At 73.1% G+C, this 15,721-nt stretch carries 13 protein-coding genes and 1 riboswitch; of the genes, 2 read left to right on the top strand and 11 right to left on the bottom strand.

Translation table 11 applies throughout. The annotated features are described in order from the left end of the window. Positions 1-43 precede the first annotated feature (43 nt). From ACFWZ2_RS19960 to ACFWZ2_RS19940, 5 genes are all read right to left on the bottom strand, one after another. Entirely contained in the window at positions 44-1,561 is a 1,518-nt protein-coding gene (locus tag ACFWZ2_RS19960) for a long-chain fatty acid--CoA ligase (protein WP_384547390.1), read from the bottom strand. A gap of 93 nt (positions 1,562-1,654) precedes the next feature. Continuing rightward, entirely contained in the window at positions 1,655-2,842 is a 1,188-nt protein-coding gene (locus ACFWZ2_RS19955; protein WP_384547389.1) for a thiolase family protein, read from the bottom strand. A 192-nt stretch (positions 2,843-3,034) separates the two neighbouring features. After that, on the bottom strand, positions 3,035-4,264 hold the full coding sequence (locus tag ACFWZ2_RS19950; protein ID WP_384547387.1) for an NAD(P)/FAD-dependent oxidoreductase: 1,230 nt from the start codon (positions 4,262-4,264) through the stop codon (positions 3,035-3,037). Then, on the bottom strand, positions 4,261-5,676 hold the full coding sequence (locus ACFWZ2_RS19945; protein WP_384547386.1) for an FAD-dependent oxidoreductase: 1,416 nt from the start codon (positions 5,674-5,676) through the stop codon (positions 4,261-4,263). The genes ACFWZ2_RS19950 and ACFWZ2_RS19945 overlap by 4 nt, the downstream gene beginning before the upstream one ends. After that, a complete protein-coding gene (locus ACFWZ2_RS19940) occupies positions 5,673-7,136 on the bottom strand; it encodes an FGGY family carbohydrate kinase (protein WP_384547384.1) in 1,464 nt (487 codons plus the stop codon). Before ACFWZ2_RS19940 ends, ACFWZ2_RS19945 begins: the two co-directional genes overlap by 4 nt. A 271-nt stretch (positions 7,137-7,407) precedes the next feature. On the opposite strand from ACFWZ2_RS19940, the gene ACFWZ2_RS19935 reads away from it, so the two are divergent. Together ACFWZ2_RS19935 and ACFWZ2_RS19930 are read left to right on the top strand one after the other, a co-directional pair. Further along, positions 7,408-8,400 carry a hypothetical protein gene (locus tag ACFWZ2_RS19935; protein ID WP_384547382.1) on the top strand — a complete coding sequence of 331 codons (993 nt, stop codon included), beginning with the start codon at positions 7,408-7,410 and terminating at the stop codon, positions 8,398-8,400. Positions 8,401-8,447: 47 nt separating this feature from the next. Further along, positions 8,448-9,971, top strand: coding sequence for an amino acid permease (locus ACFWZ2_RS19930; protein ID WP_384547380.1), 1,524 nt, complete (start codon positions 8,448-8,450; stop codon positions 9,969-9,971). Positions 9,972-9,990: 19 nt separating this feature from the next. Here ACFWZ2_RS19930 and ACFWZ2_RS19925 read toward each other — a convergent pair whose 3' ends face one another. The 6 genes from ACFWZ2_RS19925 to ACFWZ2_RS19900 all read right to left on the bottom strand — a co-directional run bounded on the left by ACFWZ2_RS19925 (position 9,991) and on the right by ACFWZ2_RS19900 (position 15,582). Then, positions 9,991-10,545, bottom strand: a complete 555-nt coding sequence (locus ACFWZ2_RS19925) for a GNAT family N-acetyltransferase (protein WP_384547378.1) — start codon at positions 10,543-10,545, stop codon at positions 9,991-9,993. Positions 10,546-10,577: 32 nt separating this feature from the next. After that, positions 10,578-11,312, bottom strand: coding sequence for an SDR family NAD(P)-dependent oxidoreductase (locus ACFWZ2_RS19920; protein ID WP_384547376.1), 735 nt, complete (start codon positions 11,310-11,312; stop codon positions 10,578-10,580). Positions 11,313-11,410: 98 nt separating this feature from the next. Next, positions 11,411-11,767 carry a hypothetical protein gene (locus ACFWZ2_RS19915; RefSeq protein WP_384547374.1) on the bottom strand — a complete coding sequence of 119 codons (357 nt, stop codon included), beginning with the start codon at positions 11,765-11,767 and terminating at the stop codon, positions 11,411-11,413. A gap of 44 nt (positions 11,768-11,811) precedes the next feature. Further along, positions 11,812-11,921: riboswitch (SAM riboswitch) on the bottom strand. A gap of 21 nt (positions 11,922-11,942) precedes the next feature. Continuing rightward, positions 11,943-13,301: a radical SAM protein gene (locus ACFWZ2_RS19910; protein ID WP_384547372.1), complete on the bottom strand. Its 1,359-nt coding sequence runs from the start codon at positions 13,299-13,301 to the stop codon at positions 11,943-11,945. Between the two features lie 332 nt (positions 13,302-13,633). Continuing rightward, positions 13,634-15,130, bottom strand: coding sequence for an alpha/beta fold hydrolase (locus ACFWZ2_RS19905; RefSeq protein WP_384547370.1), 1,497 nt, complete (start codon positions 15,128-15,130; stop codon positions 13,634-13,636). Continuing rightward, a complete protein-coding gene (locus tag ACFWZ2_RS19900; protein WP_384547368.1) occupies positions 15,130-15,582 on the bottom strand; it encodes a hypothetical protein in 453 nt (150 codons plus the stop codon). The genes ACFWZ2_RS19905 and ACFWZ2_RS19900 overlap by 1 nt, the downstream gene beginning before the upstream one ends. Positions 15,583-15,721: the final 139 nt, after the last annotated feature.

Genomic DNA, 15,721 nt, shown 5'->3' with positions numbered 1-15,721 from the left:
CAACTATCCCCGCGCCGCAGGGAACGGCCGGATCCCGGGAGGCTCACCGGGTGCTGTAGACCGCGCGCAGTTCCCGCTTGAGGACCTTCATGCTGGGGCCGAGCGGCAGCGCGTCGGTGAACTCCACGCGGCGCGGGTACTTGTGCTTGCCGAGGTGCTCCTTCGACCAGGCGACGATCCCCGCCGGGTCGGGGGACGTGCCGGGGGCCGCGACGACGACCGCGCAGACCTCCTCGCCGTGCACGGCGTCGGGCAGGCCGATCACGGCGACCTGGGCGATGTCCGGGTGGCGGGTCAGGACCTCTTCGACCTCGCGCGGGTAGACGTTGAAGCCGCCGCGGATGATGACGTCCTTCTTGCGGTCGACGATGGTCAGGAACCCTTCGGCGTCCTTGGTGCCCAGGTCGCCGCTGCGGAACCAGCCGTCGACGAGGGCCTGGGCGCTCGCCTCGGGGCGGCCCAGATAGCCGGAGAAGACGTTGTGGCCGCGGATGACGACCTCGCCCAGCTCGCCGACCGGGAGGAGTTCGACGCGCTCGTCGACGTCGGCGCGGGCGATCTCCACGTCGACGCCCCACAGCGGATGGCCGATGGTGCCCGCCTTGGTGCCGAAGTCGGGCTGGTTGACGGACGCGGTCGGGGACGTCTCGGAGAGCCCGTACCCCTCGTAGACGGGAGTGCCGAAGGCCTTCTCGAAGCGTTCGAGCACGGCGACGGGCAACGAGGCACCGCCGGATATGCAGACCCGCAGCCGGGGCAGCGCCGCGGCGGTCTCGGCCGCGGCGACCAGGCCGACGAACATGGTGGGGACGCCGTGGAAGGTGTTGACGCCCTCCGCGACCATCAGCTCGATGGCCCGTGCGGCGTCGAAGCGCGGCAGCAGGACGAGCGTCGCGCCCGCCCGCCAGGTCGAGTTCATGGAGACGGTCTGGCCGAAGGCGTGGAAGAGCGGCAGCGCGCCGAGGGCGATGTCGTCGGGGCGGATGTCGTTGGCGTCGAAGGCGTTGACCGTCGCGTTCATCACCAGGTTGAAGTGGCTGAGCACGGCGCCCTTGGGGACGCCCGTGGTGCCGCTGGTGTAGAAGACGACGGCCGGATCGTCCGCCTCCCGCGTGACGTACGCGGCGAGCGGCTCGATATCGCGGGTGAGCGCCGCCAACTCGCCCTCCGCGCCAAGGCGCAGCATGCGCACGCCCGTGGCCCCCGCGGCCGCGGCACCCGTCTCCGCCTGCGCGGGATGACACAGGAGGAGGCTCGCGCCGCTGTCCCGCAGCACGTGCTCGACCTCCTCCGCGGACAGCAGCAGGTGTACGGGTACGACGACTCCGCCCGCGGCGAGGATCGCGTAGTAGGCCAGCGGGAACTCGGCGGTGTTCGGCGCCATCAGAGCCACCCGGTCGCCCGGCCGCACCCCCAGGTCCGCGAGGGCAGCGCCCTGGGTGCGGGCCGCGTGCCACACCTCCTTGAAGGAGAGGCGGAGTTCGCCCTCGACGAGCGCGGTGCGGTCCGGGTGGCGGCGGGCGGGCTCGGCGAGGATCGCGGCGAGGGACAGCGTTGCCATGGGGGTGGTGCTCCGTTTCCGTGCGGCCTTGCGGTGGGTCGGTCGGTGGCTGAGATCGAGGTGCCCGCCCCGGGCGGCGCGGACACCTCGGTTTCAGTCACGTTCGACGAGGAGCGCGGTGCCCTGGCCGACGCCGACGCACATGGTGGCCAGGCCGCGCGAGGCGCCCGTGCGGCGCATGCGGTGCAGCAGCGTGGTCAGGATGCGGGCGCCGGAGCAGCCGAGCGGATGGCCGAGCGCGATGGCGCCGCCGGAGGGGTTGACCAGCTCGGGGTCGATGCCGAGCGCGTCCACGCAGGCGAGGGCCTGGGCGGCGAACGCCTCGTTGAACTCGGCCTCCTGGAGGTCGGCGACGCTCCATCCGACGCGGTCGAGGGCCTTGCGGGTCGCGGGGACGGGGCCGATGCCCATGACGTCCGGGTGCACGCCCGCCGAGGCTCCCGCGGCGTACCGCCCGAGGGATTCCAGGCCCAGTTCGTTGAGGGCCTCCTCGCTGACCAGCAGCAGCGCGGCGGCGCCGTCGTTCATCGGCGACGCGTTGCCCGCCGTGACCGTGCCGCCCTCGCGGAACACGGGGCGCAGACCGCTCAGCTTCTCGTACGACGTGTCCTCGCGCACGCACTCGTCGGTGCCGACGACGACGCCGTCGGGGCGTGTGACGGGCAGCAGTTCGTCGTCGAAGTGGCCGTCCTTGCGGGCGGCGGCCGCGCGCTGGTGGCTGCGCAGGGCGAAGGCGTCCTGGCGCTCGCGCGGCACCCCGTGGCGTTCGGCGACCTCCTCGGCGGTCTCGCCCATCGCGAGGACGCCGTGCAGGTCCCGCATCTTCGGGTTCGTCAGACGCCAGCCGAGGCGGGTGTCGGCGGTCTCCATGCGGTGCGGCAGCGCCTCGTCGGGGCGGGGCAGCACGAAGGGGGCGCGGCTCATCGACTCGGAGCCGCCCGCGAGGACGACCTCGGCCTCGCCCGACGCGATGGTGCGCGCCGCGGTGGTGACGGCCTCCAGGCCCGAGGCGCAGAGCCGGTTGACGGTCGCGCCCGGCACGGACTCCGGCAGGCCGGCGAGCAGCGCGGCCATCCGGGCCACGTTGCGGTTGTCCTCACCCGACTGGTTGGCGGCGCCCCAGTAGATGTCGTCGATCCTTGCGGGGTCCAGCTGCGGGATGTCGGTGAGGAGTCCTCGCACGACGCCCGCGGCGAGGTCGTCGGGTCGGACGCTGGAGAGGGCGCCGCGGAGCTTGCCGATGGGGGTACGGCGGGCGGCGGCGAAGTGGACGGTGCGCACGATACGGCTCCGGATCGTTCTGCGGGGGTCTCGCTGCTTAAATTAGCGGTGCTAGTTTTGGAGTCTATGCGGGAGGTGGGGGGTGTGGGAAGAGGGTCCCTCGTCCGGCGGCGGGGACGGCTGGGTGGGCGGGGCCCATGACGAGCGGGTCGACCGAGGCCGAGGGCGAGGGCGATGGCGATGGCGACCCGCTCAGTCGAGGCCGATCACGACGGGCCCTTCGCCCGGCCGTACCCGCGATGCCCAGGACCCGGAGATGCGGAACGGGCGGTTCGGGATCGGTGCGTGCGGGAGGCGGGCGTGGTGCAGGAGCCTGCCCGCCTGGGTGATCACCAGCGTCGGGCGGCCGACGAAAGCCGTCGTGCGCAGGGCGAACCGCTCACCCGTCGGCAGCGGCTCGTCGGGGGTCACGCGGTTGGGGGTGACCCAGGCGAGCGGGGCCGTGACGCGCACCGGCACGGATGTGGACGGCCAGTCGCCGTCGGCGAGATAGCGCCGGACGGCGAGTGCCGCGGCCGCGCCCTCGCGGACGACCGCGCGGGCCGGTTCGACGGCGTGCAGCAGATTGCCGACCGCGAAGACGCCCCGCCCCGCGGTGCGGAAGGCGCCGTCGACGGCCGGGCCCTTGGTGCCGTGGTCCATCGGCAGGCCGCCGCGTCGGGCCAGTTCGTGCTCGGGGACGAAGTCGCCGGTGAAGACGACCGTGTCGCAGGGGAGGTACGCCGTCCTGCCGTCCCGGTGGGCGAGCCGTACGCCGGACAGGCGCCCCCGGCCGAGGAGTTCGGTCACGGTGGCGCCGGTGAGCAGGGGGATGCCGTGCCGCAGCCGGGCATCGAGAACCCTGCCGCGCGAGGCCTGGTGGCGGGGGTGTTCGGTGACCAGGGCGGCGACGTCGACCGCCGCGTGCCGCAGGGCGTCGAGGGCCGCGAAGCTCACCGGTTCCGCGCCGACCACGACGGCCCGCGTGCCGACGCGCTGCCGGTGGTCGTGGACCGCACGGAGCAGCTCGCCCGTGGTGAGGACCCCGGCGGGCCTGGTGCCCGGCACGAGGCGGGCGGCGCGCGGCCGTTCGCGTGCGCCCGTGGCGAGGACGACGGCGCGGGCGGTGATCCGTTCCAGTCCCCGCGGGCTCGTGGTGTCCAGGGTGAGCGGCCCGGCCCATCCCGTGGCGGTGACGCCGGTGCGCACGACGGCGCCGGACCGCAGCGCCGCCGCCACGCAACGCCCGGCGAATTCCGGCCCGTTGAGCCCGAAGGCACCGAACCCCGCGTGGTGGCAGTGGCGCGGGATGCCGCCCGCCTGCCGCTCGCGGTCGAGCACCTCGACCTCGCCCGCGCCCGCCGCGGCGAGCCCGGCGGCGACGGCGAGTCCCGCGGGGCCCGCGCCGACCACGAGGACGTCGACGATCCGTTCCTGCCTCACCGGCCCGCCACCTCCCCGCCGCGCTCGAAGAGTTCCCGCACGGCGGGCCCGCAGTGGAAGCCCTGGCAGCGTCCGCCGCGCGCCCGTGTCCTGCGCCGCAGCCCCTCCGGCGAGCCGGGCGGGACGGTCGAGGCGAGCGCGTCCCTGATCTCGCCGCGGGTCACCCGCTCGCAGTGGCAGACGATGTCCCCGTACGCGGGGTCGGCCGCGATGAGGTCGGCCCGCTGGTAGGGGCGCGGGAAGGCCTCGCCGAGGTTCGGCATGCGGAGGGGTGCCAGGTCCTTGGCGCCGGGGAGTTCGGCGCCCGCCTCGTCGAGGAGCCCGGTGGCGTACGCGGCGATGGCGAGGGACGCGGTGAGGCCCGTGGAGCGGATGCCGCCGATCGTGAGGTACCGCTGGCCGGGGTGGGCCGAGATGCGGTAGTCGTCGTGTTCGGTGGCGGCGCGCAGCCCCGCGTACACGGCGGTGACCTCCTCGTCGAGCAGCTCCGGCAGGATCCTGCGGCCCTTGTCGCGCAGCGCCGCGATGCCCTCGGCGGTCGAACCGGTGGCCGTCCTGTCGTCCGACTCCTCGGCGGTGGGCCCCAGAAGGACGTTTCCGTACACGGTCGGGGCGACCAGGACGCCCTTGCCGAGGGCGGTGGGGACGGGCAGCAGGATGTGGCGCACCAGGTCGCGGGCGAGCTTGTCGAAGACGATGAGCTGGCCGCGACGCGGGGTGACGGTGAAGTCGTGGTGGCCGAGCAGCCGGTCGAGCACGTCGGCGTGCAGCCCCGCGGCGTTGACGAGCCAGCGGGTGCGCAGGGCGCCGCGTCCGGTGCCGAGCACATGCAGGTCGCCGGTCGGATCGACCGTGTCCACGCGGCAGTTGAGGTGCAGGTCGACGCCTGCGCGTACCGCCTGGGTCGCGTAGGCGAGGGTGGTCGTCCAGGGGCAGATGATGCTTTCACCGGGTACGTCGAGCGCGCCGAGGGCACCGGGGCCGAGGTGCGGCTCGCGGGCCCTGACCTCGTCGGGGCCGATGATCCGCGCCGCGCCGTAGCCGTTGCGCTCCGCCTTCGCCAACAGCACGGGCAGCGCGTCGAGTTGCTCCTGGTCCCAGGCGACGAGCAGGGCGCCGACCGGCTCCACGGGAATGCCCGTCTGCGCGGCGTACGCGGCGAGCAGCTTGCCGCCCTCGCGGACGAGGCGGGCTTCCAGGGAACCGGGCACGGCGTCGAAACCGGTGTGCAGGATCGCCGTGTTCGCCTTCGACGTGCCGTCGCCGACGTCGTTCGACGCCTCCACGAGGGCGCTGCGCAGCCCGTGCCGACCGGCCAGTTCGCGGGCGACGGCGCAGCCGACGACTCCGGCGCCGACGACGGCCACGTCGTACTCCGTGTCGGGCAGCGCACCGCTCCGGGTCACGGTCATGACGGCGTACGTTCGACGAGTGCCGCCACCGCCGTACGGAAGCCGTCGAGGCGTTCGGCCGCCTCGGCCACGTCGATGCGCGGTTCGTACACGGCGGCAGGACGCCAGGCGGGGACCGCTTCGGCGACCGGCAGCGCCGGGTCGAGGCCGATGCGGGCGAGGGCGGCCGCGCCGAGCGCGGTGACGTCGGGCAACGCCGAGACCTCCACGGGGAGTTGGAGCAGGTCCGCCTGGGTCTGCATGAGCAGTGCGGAGCGCGTCAGACCGCCGTCGACCCGCAGGCTCTTCAGGGGTGCGCCGAGGTCGGCGGCGACCGCGTCGGCCAGCTCGGCCACCTGGGCGGCGACGCCTTCGCACAGGGCGCGGACCAGGTGCCCGGGGGTGGTGTCGAGGCCGAGGCCGGTGAGCGAGCCGCGCAGGTCGCCGCGCCACCAGGGCGCCGCGAGTCCGGCGAGCGCGGGCACGAAGGTGACGCCGCCGGTGTCCGGCACCGCGGAGCCGACCGGGTCGAGGTCCGCGGCGCCCCCGATCACTCCGAGGTCGGTGAGCCAGCGGACGGCGGACGCGGCCGTGTAGACCTGCCCGTCGAGGCAGTAGCTGCTCTCGCCCGCGAGCCGCCAGGCGACACAGCTGACCAGGCCCGAGTCGCCGCGCCGCGGCCGCGCGCCGGTCTGGGCGAGCAGGAACGCCCCGGTGCCGTAGGTGCACTTGGCGCTGCCCGGTTCGGTCACGTCCTGGGCGAGGAGTGCGGCCTGCTGGTCGACGAGGAGCCCGGTGAGCGGGAGTTCGGGTCCGAACGCGGTGGTCGTGCCGACCGGTCCCGCCGCGTCGACGACGCGGGGCAGCCGTTCGCCGGAGAGGCCGTAGAGGTCGAGGGCGCGCGGTGACCACGCGACGGTGTCGAGGTCGAGGAGCTGGGTGCGGCCCGCCGTCGCGGCGTCGGTGACATAGGCGCCGGTGAGCCGGTGGACCAGCCAGGCGTCGCTGGTCGTGACGACGCCGCGCCGGGTGAGGTGGCGGCGTATCCACGCCATCTTGGGCGCGGCGAAGTACGGGTCGAGCGGCAGTCCGGTGAGTTCCTTCAACTCATCGGCGTGCTCGGCGAGTTCGGCGCAGACGGATGCGGCACGGCGGTCCTGCCAGACGAGGGCGTCGGTGAGGGGTTCGCCGGTGCCGGGGTCCCAGGCGAGGACCGTCTCGCCCTGGTTGGCGAGGCCGACGGCGGCGACGGGTTCGCCCGCGTCGGCCAGCGCGCGGCGTCCGGCGTCGACGACGGAGGCGAGCAGTTCGGCGGGGTCGGCCTCGACGAGGCCGCCCGGCAGGTACCGGGGGCGCACCCGCGCCTCGCCGGAACCGATCACACCGCGCTCCGGGCAGACGACGAGGGCCTTGGTGCCCGATGTGCCCTGGTCGACGGCGAGCACGGCGCCGTGTCCCGCAGTCCGCTCGTAGGTGATCACCGCGGAAGCCTGCTACAGGGCACACAAGGGCGTCAAGGCTCCTCCGTGTTGCCTCAAGAGCCACCCCTGCGACGGAAATTGACACTGAACAATCGTCAAGTGTTCATTCGGCGAGCCGCTTTGACAGATCGGGCCACAAAACATCCATGAATCGGCCTGGAACCGGAACGGCCAGCTCTACACTGACCGCCGAACAACACCGTCACCATCCGCCCCTCAACACCCCCGCACCACACGCCGGTTCACCCCTCACTCCCCCGACCGAGGACTCATGCCCATGCCGTTAGGCCGCCCGGTGTACCACCCGGCGGGCCACGACGAAGCCCTGCGCGCCGTGCTCCAGGACCTCAGGGCAGGCCGCTGGGTGTCGACGCGCAATCTGCTCACCGAGACGCCCGACTGGGGGCTGTGGACGCAGCGCACACAGATCCTGGCGGCCGCCGTCGCCGGTTCCGACGTGGTGCGGGCCTGGCGCGCCGAGGAGCCGCACAGCGCCTCGGCCGCGATCCTCGACGCCCGGGTCGCGGTGGAGCGCGCCCTGCGCGCCCACCGGGCCGGGCACCGGCAGACCAACGACCTGTGGCGCGAGGCGGTCGCGGCGTGCGGCACCGCGTCGTCGGTGTCGCCGGAGGACCCGGTGCCGTGGATCTGCCTGCTCGCCCTCGCCCGGCTCGACGAGGGCCAGCGGTGGGACGAGCACCGGGTGGCGCCGCCGGAGCCGATGCTCTTCCCCGGCCCCTGGCACCTGCTCGCCGAGGCCGACAAGCGCGATCCCGGCAACCGCGAGGCGTACCACCGGATGCTCCAGTTCGTGTACGGGCGCAGGCCGGGCGGCCCGCTCACGGAGGCGTACAACTTCGTGCAGTGGGCCTCGGCCGGCGCGCCCGCGGGCTCCTCCCTGCACCTGCTCCCCCTGTACGTGCACGTGGAGCGCTACCGCAGAGAAGGCGGCGGCGAGCGGGCCCTGGATCTGCACTGGATCTCGGAGGACGCCACGCGCGGCGCGCTGCGGGCCCTGCACCTGTGGTTCGACCACGCGCCGCCCGCCGCGGCCTCGCTCCTCGACCTCAACCACCTGGCGCACGCGCTGTGGGGAGCGCACCAATTCCAGGACGCCTTGAGGGTGTTCGAGGCACTCGACCCGTTCTTCGCCGTCGTGCCCTGGACGTACCGCACCCGCTCCCCCGGCGACGCGGACGCCGCCGCCGAAGTCTTCGTCCAGGCCCGCGGCCGCTGCGTCAACGCCTCCCGCGACCCGGGCTAGGGCCCGCCACCACCGCTCCCCCACCTGTCCCCACCGGAGGTACATCCGTGTCCCGCACCACCTGGTCGAGCTCCTTCCCCGCGCCACCGCAGAACGAGGAGGAACGCCTCAGAGAGCTCGGCTACCAGCCCGTACTCGCCCGCCGCATGGGCGGCTTCGGCAACTTCGCCATCAGCTTCTCCGTCATCTCCATCCTGTCGGGATGCATGACGCTGTACGGCTTCGGCCTGGGCACCGGCGGCCCCGCGGTGATGCTCTGGGGCTGGGCGGGCGTCGGCCTCTTCGTGCTCTGCGTGGGCCTCGCGCTCGCCGAGGTCACCAGCGCCTATCCGACGTCGGGCGCCCTCTACTACATGGCCGACCGGCTCGGCGGCCGCCGCTGGGGCTGGTACACGGGCTGGCTGAACCTGCTCGGCCTGCTCGGCGCGATCGCGGGCATCGACTACGGCGCCGCGCTGTTCACCGGGGCGTTCCTGAACCTGGAGTTCGGCTTCGAGCCGACCCCGGAGAAGACGTTCCTGATCTTCCTGTGCATCCTGCTGCTGCACGCCGTCCTGAACCTCTTCAACGTACGCCTGGTGAGCCTGCTCAACTCGATCAGCGTGTGGTGGCACGTGGCCGGTGTCACCGTGATCGTCGGCGCGCTCGCGATCGTGCCCGACCACCACCAGTCGCCGTCCTTCGTCTTCGGCGAGTTCGTCAACGACACCGGCTGGGACAACCCGCTCTACGTCACCGCGATCGGCCTGCTCCTCGCGCAGTACACGTTCTCCGGGTACGACGCCTCCGCGCACCTGTCGGAGGAGACCTCCAACGCCTCGGTGTCCGCCGCGCGCGGCATCGTGCGCGCCATCTGGGCCTCGTGGATCGCCGGTTTCGTGCTGCTCGCCGGGCTGACGTTCGCCATCCAGGACTACGCGGGCACGCAGGGCACCGACACCGGTGTGCCGCCCGCCCAGATCATGATCGACGCCCTCGGCGAGTCCGGGGCGACGGCGCTGCTGCTCGTCGTGATCGTGGCGCAGCTGTTCTGCGGCAACGCCGAGACGGCGGCGGCCAGCCGCATGGTCTTCGCGTTCTCCCGCGACAACGCGCTGCCCGGCTCCGCGCTGTGGCGCAAGGTCAGCTCCCGCACCCAGGTCCCGGTGCCCGCGGTCTGGCTCTCGGTGGGCCTGGCCGCGGCGATCGCGCTGCCTTCCCTGTACTCGACGACCGCGTACACGGCCGTGACCGCCATCAACGTCATCGGCATCACGCCCGCCTACGCCATCCCGATCTTCCTGCGGCTGCGCGCGGGCGACCGCTTCAAGCCGGGGCCCTGGAACCTGGGCCGCTGGAGCAGGCCGATCGGCTGGATCGCGGTGCTCTGGGTGGCGTTCGTGACGGTCCTGTTCTGTCTGCCGCAGGTCTCGCCGGTGACCGTCAGCACGATGAACTACGCGTCGATCGCGCTGGCCGTGGTGCTGCTCCTCGCCACCGTGTGGTGGTTCGTGGCGCGCCGCTCGTACAGCACCCCGCAGGCGTACGGCTCGGACCGCGAGCAGGCCGAGGTCGCCGAGGGGATCGTCTGACTCTCCCTCGCCAACTGCCTTACGCCGGGCGGTCGTTGAGGATCCGCTGGAAGAGACGGTGGTCGCGCCAGGCGCCGTTGATGTACAGGAAGCCCGGCGCGAGACCGTACTCCTTGAAGCCGCACTTGGTGAGCACGCGCTGCGACGCGACGTTGTGCAGCAGCGTGCCCGCCTCGACGCGGTGCAGGCCGAGTTGGCGGTCGGCGGCCTCGCAGGCGGCCGCCGCCGCGCCGGACGCGAGGCCGCGGCCCAGGTACTCCGCATCGATCCAGTAGCCGAGGTTCGCGCAGCGGACCGGGCCGAGCACGATGTTCGACAGGGCGGTGTGCCCGACGACCTCGCCGCCGTCGACCAGCACCCAGTGCGCGGACCGGCCCGCGCCGGCCTCCTCCAACTGCCCCCGGATCCGGTCGGTCTGGCCCTGCACGGTGTAGAAGGCCGCGGGCCGTTCCGGGTCCCAGGGCTCCAGGTGGGCGCGGTTGCGCCGGTGGGCGCGGGCCAGCGCCGCTGCGTCGTCGAGCGTGACGGGGCGCATGAGGACGTCTGCTCCGAGGGGGACCTCTCCACTGATCATGCGCCCAGCGTACGAGGCCCCCGTCACCGGTATCAGCGGCCGCCCGCGACCCGCAGGATCGTGCCCGTCGCGTACGAGGCGTCGTCGGAGAGCAGCCAGGAGACGGCGGCGGCGATCTCCTCCGGGTGGCCCGAGCGCCCCATGGGGATGCCGTCGGCGAGCTTCGCCGGCCGCTCCGGGTCCGCGTGGAACTCGGTCCAGATGACGCCGGGGGCAACGGCGTTGACGCGGATGCCGTCCCCCGCGACCTCCTTGGACAGGCCGACGGTCATCGTGTCGACGGCCCCCTTGGCGGCCGCGTAGTGCACGTACTCACCCGGGGAGCCGAGCGTCGCGGCCGCGGACGAGATGTTCACGATCGCGCCGCCGCCGTTCGCCTTCAGGTCCCGCACCGCGCGCCGGGCGCAGAGCAGATATCCGAGTACGTTCACCTCGAGCGCGCGGCGCATGCCCTCGGCGTCGGCGTCGGCGAGGGGGCCGACGGGCCCGCTCACCCCGGCGTTGTTGACCAGGCCGGTGACCGGGCCGAGTTCGGCGGCCGCGGTGTCGAAGAGGCGGTCGACGTCCGCCTCGTCGGCGGTGTCGACCCGCACGGTGACGCAGCGGCGGCCCGCGGCGCGGACGGCTTCGGCGGCCTTCTCGGCGGCCGCGTCGTCCGAGCGGTAACCGATGACGACGTCGTGCCCTTCCTGGGCGAGGCGGGCGCCGACAGCCGCGCCGATACCGCGGCTGCCGCCGGTGACGACGGTGACGGGGTGGTGTTGCACGGGAGACCTCCGGCTCTGGGTGGCTGACTGTCGCGCCGCCCGGACGCGGGGATCGCCCTCGTCCGGCACGGCGTCATCCTACGGAGCAGTGATCTTCGTCAGCCGCGCGGGGCGTGCGGGGCCACGCAGACCAGCGTGCTGCCGACGATGTCGCGGCGCAGCCGCAGCAGGTTCCAGCGGGGCTGCCACTGGGCGAGACCCCGGTGCGCCCGCAGCAGGCCGCGCAGCCGCTCCGGGTCGTGCGTCCACAGGGCGGCGGGCACGCCCCGGGTCGGGCCGAGCACATGGAGGGTGATCAGGCCGTCGTCGCTCACGTCGTGCGAGGAGAGGAGCACGTCGACGAGGGTGCCGGGGTGTGCCGCGCTGTTGCGGGCCTGGATCCAGTGGACCTGGTGGCCCGGCGTGTAGGTGTCGCAGGTGCCGTGCGATGCGCAGGTCTGGTGCGGGTGCGTCATGGAGCGCCTCCGGAGTCGTGGACCCCGGTGTCGCCGACCCCGGTGATCCGCCGTTCCCCGCGCACGTCGCGCGGGGCGGGTCGTCACCCGGGGCACCCGCGACGGAGCGGGGTGCCGTCCAGCGAGCCGGGGCTTGACGCTGGAACTCGTGACCCGCCCCGACCGTAACACGTCCCTACTGGGGCGTCGCCGGAGTAACGGCGTCCTCCGGGGCGGCCGCTTCCGCGGGCAGGCTGTCCATGAAGGAGCTGACCGAGAAGACGGCGTTGCCGGGTCCCGCGGGGCCGTAACCGGGCGGCGAGGAAAGGCCGTTGGACTCCATCGTCGCGCGGTAGGCCTCAAGGAGCCGCACGTGGTACTCCAGCGGGGCGCCCTGCGGATTCGCCTTGCCCAGCGGGGTCGTGGGCTCCGGGCACCAGGTGGTGAAGCGGGGCGTGATGCCGCGCGACATGAAGTACTCCAGGCCCTCGACGGTGGAGTCGATGGCCTCACCGACCGTCTTGAAGCCGAACGGCTCCGCCATCTCCACGCCCGCCACGAAGTTGGGGATCACATTGCGCGGCCCGAAGACCTCGGCGGAGTCCAGGATGCGGCGGTGCCACTCGTCGCGGCCGACGTAGCGCTCCTTGCCGGGGCAGTACCGCTCGAAGAGATACGGGTCCCACACCTCGTAGTTGGGGTGGTAGATCCGCACGCCGTAGTCGTGGAAGCGCTGCACGTCCTCCTTGGGCAGGGCCTGCGCGACGACCTTGCCGATCCAGCGGCCGGGGAAGCGCTCCTCGATGGCCTTGGCGTACTGCCCGTAGAAGTCGGCCTCGTCCTTGCCGCCGACCTTCGAGGTGACGGCGCCGCCGGTCAGCGTGTACGCGGTGGAGGACTTGTTGGTGTCGTACTTGTCGATGATGGCGAGCGCCTCAAGGACCTCGTCGACGGGCTTCACACCGGTGTACGGGCGTCCGGCCGCCTTGTGCTGGCGCCAGTTGTGGTTGATGTCGCAGTACTGGCACTCCTCCTTCGCGCCGAAGTACTGGCAGACCCGGAAGACCGTCAGATAGATGAGGTAGCCCCACTGGATGGTGGGCGCCACCTCCATCACGGACTTGCCGTTCTCCAGCGTGTGCCGGTAGTAGTCCGGCATCGGCGGCAGGCCGACGTCGGAGATCCGCACGCCGTCCAGGTAGAGGCCGAGCACGCCGTCGTCGTCGGCCGCGACCCGGTAGGGCGAGTTCGGGTTCACGCGGACCGAGACGACGGTGCGGCGCAGCTCGTAGGGGCCGCCGGTGAGGACGATCTCCTCGGGCGGGCGGCGCAGGGCGGCGGCGCCCAGCTCGGGCAGGGTGCCGTGGTCGAAGGAGAAGATGAAGTACGACTTCGGCTTGACCTCGCCGCCTTCGTTGTCGCTGAGCGCCGACTCGTCGAAGGCCATGCCGCCGCGCAGCAGGTCCTCCTTGATCACGGCTTCCCGCGGCACGTTCGGGAACCGCTCCATGAGTGACTCGATGAGCTGGGTACGGCTCTCGCTGCGGCTTGGCATGGGCCGGGCACCTCGGATCCTTGTCGTCGTTCTGTCCCGTCCACGCTAATACCCGCCCGATCCGCCCCGGATCCGACTCCGGTCGCAGACCGCGTACGCCTCGGGGCTAGGGTCTATCCGGCGGATCAGGCCGCGTGCGGGTGGCGGCCACCTTTCGGTGCTGGTGAGCGGGGTCTGGTGCGTGCAGCTGCAAGGCGGAGGAGGGCGGCAACGCAGTGGGGTCTCCCCTGCTCGAGCGGAGCCGAGAGCTTGGGGAAGTTGGCAACTGACGACAACGCGGCAGATGTGCGTGCCAGACCCCGCGACCCGCGGCATGATCCGCCGGACAGGCCCTAGGCTCCAGGTGGCATGCCTCCCTCGATGACGGTGCCGGACTTCGGTACGTCCAGGTCCGTGAGGTAGCGCAGGACCGTGTCCCGCTCGGCGCCGCCGTTGAAGATCTTCACGGCGTGGCCCCAGCCCTTCACCTCGACGAGTGCCGCCCGGTCCCCGATGCGCGCCTTGGCCGAGCGCGCCCAGTCGAGCGGGGTCGCGTTGTCGTGGCGGGCGCCGATCAGGAGCAGCGGGGTCTTGGTGCGGATCGGCTCCGGTGCCGCGGCGGCCGGGGCGGGCAGGCCCTGGCAGAGGTTCGCGTACGAGACGGTGTTCGGGGAGTAGCCGAAGCGGGGCGCGGCCTCGCGGGCGGCCCGCTGGTCGGCGACGTGCGCGGCGGCGTCGGGCGCGCGCAGGTTCAGGTCGGCGCAGACGGACAGGTCGGCGCCGGGCAGCAGCTTCTCGCCGGGCGGTGCCTCGTCCGTCTCCCACGGCTTCCCGGTGTCCAGGGCGTCCAGGTACTCGGCGACGGCCGGCCAGGACGGGGTGAGCAGCATCGCGTCGATCGTGCCGTTCAGCTCGGCGACCGGAACCTTCTTGCCGCCGTTGCGCAGCGTGCCGTCGGCGGCCCGCGCGGCGAGCCGCTCGTAGACCTGCCAGGCGTCCCGCTCCCCCAGCGCGCAGTCGCGGGTCCGCCCGCACCAGGCGACGAACTCGCCGAAGGCCCCCTCCAGGGCTTTCGCCCCGGTGGCGCCGAAGGCGCGGCGGCCGATGCCCGGGTCCATGACGCCGTCGAGCACGGCGGCACGCACCCGGGAGCCGTACATCCCGGCGTAGCGCTGGCCGTAGACCGTGCCGTACGAATGCCCGTACAGGGAGATCCGGTCCTCGCCGAGCGCGGCGCGGATGACCTCCATGTCGCGGCTGACGCTGCCCGCGTCGACGTGCCGGGCCACCGCTCCCGACGTGCGCGCGCACTCCGCGGCCAGGTCCGTGGCCCGCTTCTGCATCCGCGCGAAGTCGCCGGTCGTCGTGACGGGCCTGCGGTCCGTGATCATCTCGGCCATCGGTCCCGCCGGGCACTGGACGGGGCTGCTCAGTCCGGTGCCGCGCGGGTCGAAGCTGACGACGTCGAAGCGGCGTTCGGCGCCGCCCCACTCCTTGGTCTGCGCGACGTTCTGGACCCCGGAATTGCCGGGTCCGCCCGGCAGGAACATCAGGGTGCCGATGCGCTGGCCGGGGCGGGTCGCCTGGCGTCGTACCACCGCGACGTCGAGCTTCTCGCCGTCCGGCGCGTTCCAGTCCACGGGGACGCGGACGGTACCGCACTCGGCGCCCTTGGGCGCGCCCTCCGTCGCGTCGGCCGGGCAGGACTTCCAGGTGATGCGCTGCGGCCGCTCGGCACCGCGCTTCTCCGCGCCCTTGCTCCCCGACCCCTCGGACGAGCACGCGGCCAGCGAAAGGAGGGCTGCGCCCGCCGTCACGGCCGCGAGCGCCCCTCGCGTACGGGCCCCCATCAGCCGCGCGCCTTCATCGCGACGTCCTTGTCCTGCCAGGCGTACAGCGCGCCGTCGATCCGGGCGCCGGACCACGTCCCGCAGTTCATGTCGGCCTTCTTCGCGACGTCCGAGGGGAACCAGTCGGCCGTCAGGCGCGGCTTGCCCTGCGGCTCTCCCTTGACGCACTGCGCCGGGAACTTTCCGTCCGGCGTCCGGAACGAGATGATCCGGTCGTCGCCGGTGGTCGACATGACGTACTTGATGTCGCTCGCGTCGTCGGGCAGCCAGCGCGGCACGGACTTCCGGGCGCTCTTCGCCGCGGCCCCGTCCTTGTAGGACGCCTTCTCCTTGTGGTCGTCGAAGGGGTTCGTGGAGCCGCTGCAGGCGCTCAGGGAGACGGCGAGGGCGGCGGCGCCGACGGCGCACAGCATCGTGCGCGCGGCACGACGGCGGAGGTTCGGGCGGGGCATGGTGGTACCTCTCCTGGGAGTCGCGAGTGTCTGACTCCACGCTCGCCGTCCCGGCCCTTCCCGCGCCTCGGCCCTTCGGCTGATCGCCGGTGCCCCGATCAGGCTTTCGGCTGATCTGCGGGATGCGACCTGATGCGTA

The sequence above is a fragment of the Streptomyces sp. NPDC059002 genome, assembly GCF_042740435.1.
Taxonomy (GTDB): domain Bacteria; phylum Actinomycetota; class Actinomycetes; order Streptomycetales; family Streptomycetaceae; genus Streptomyces.
This window is presented reverse-complemented; position numbering and strand designations above follow the sequence as displayed.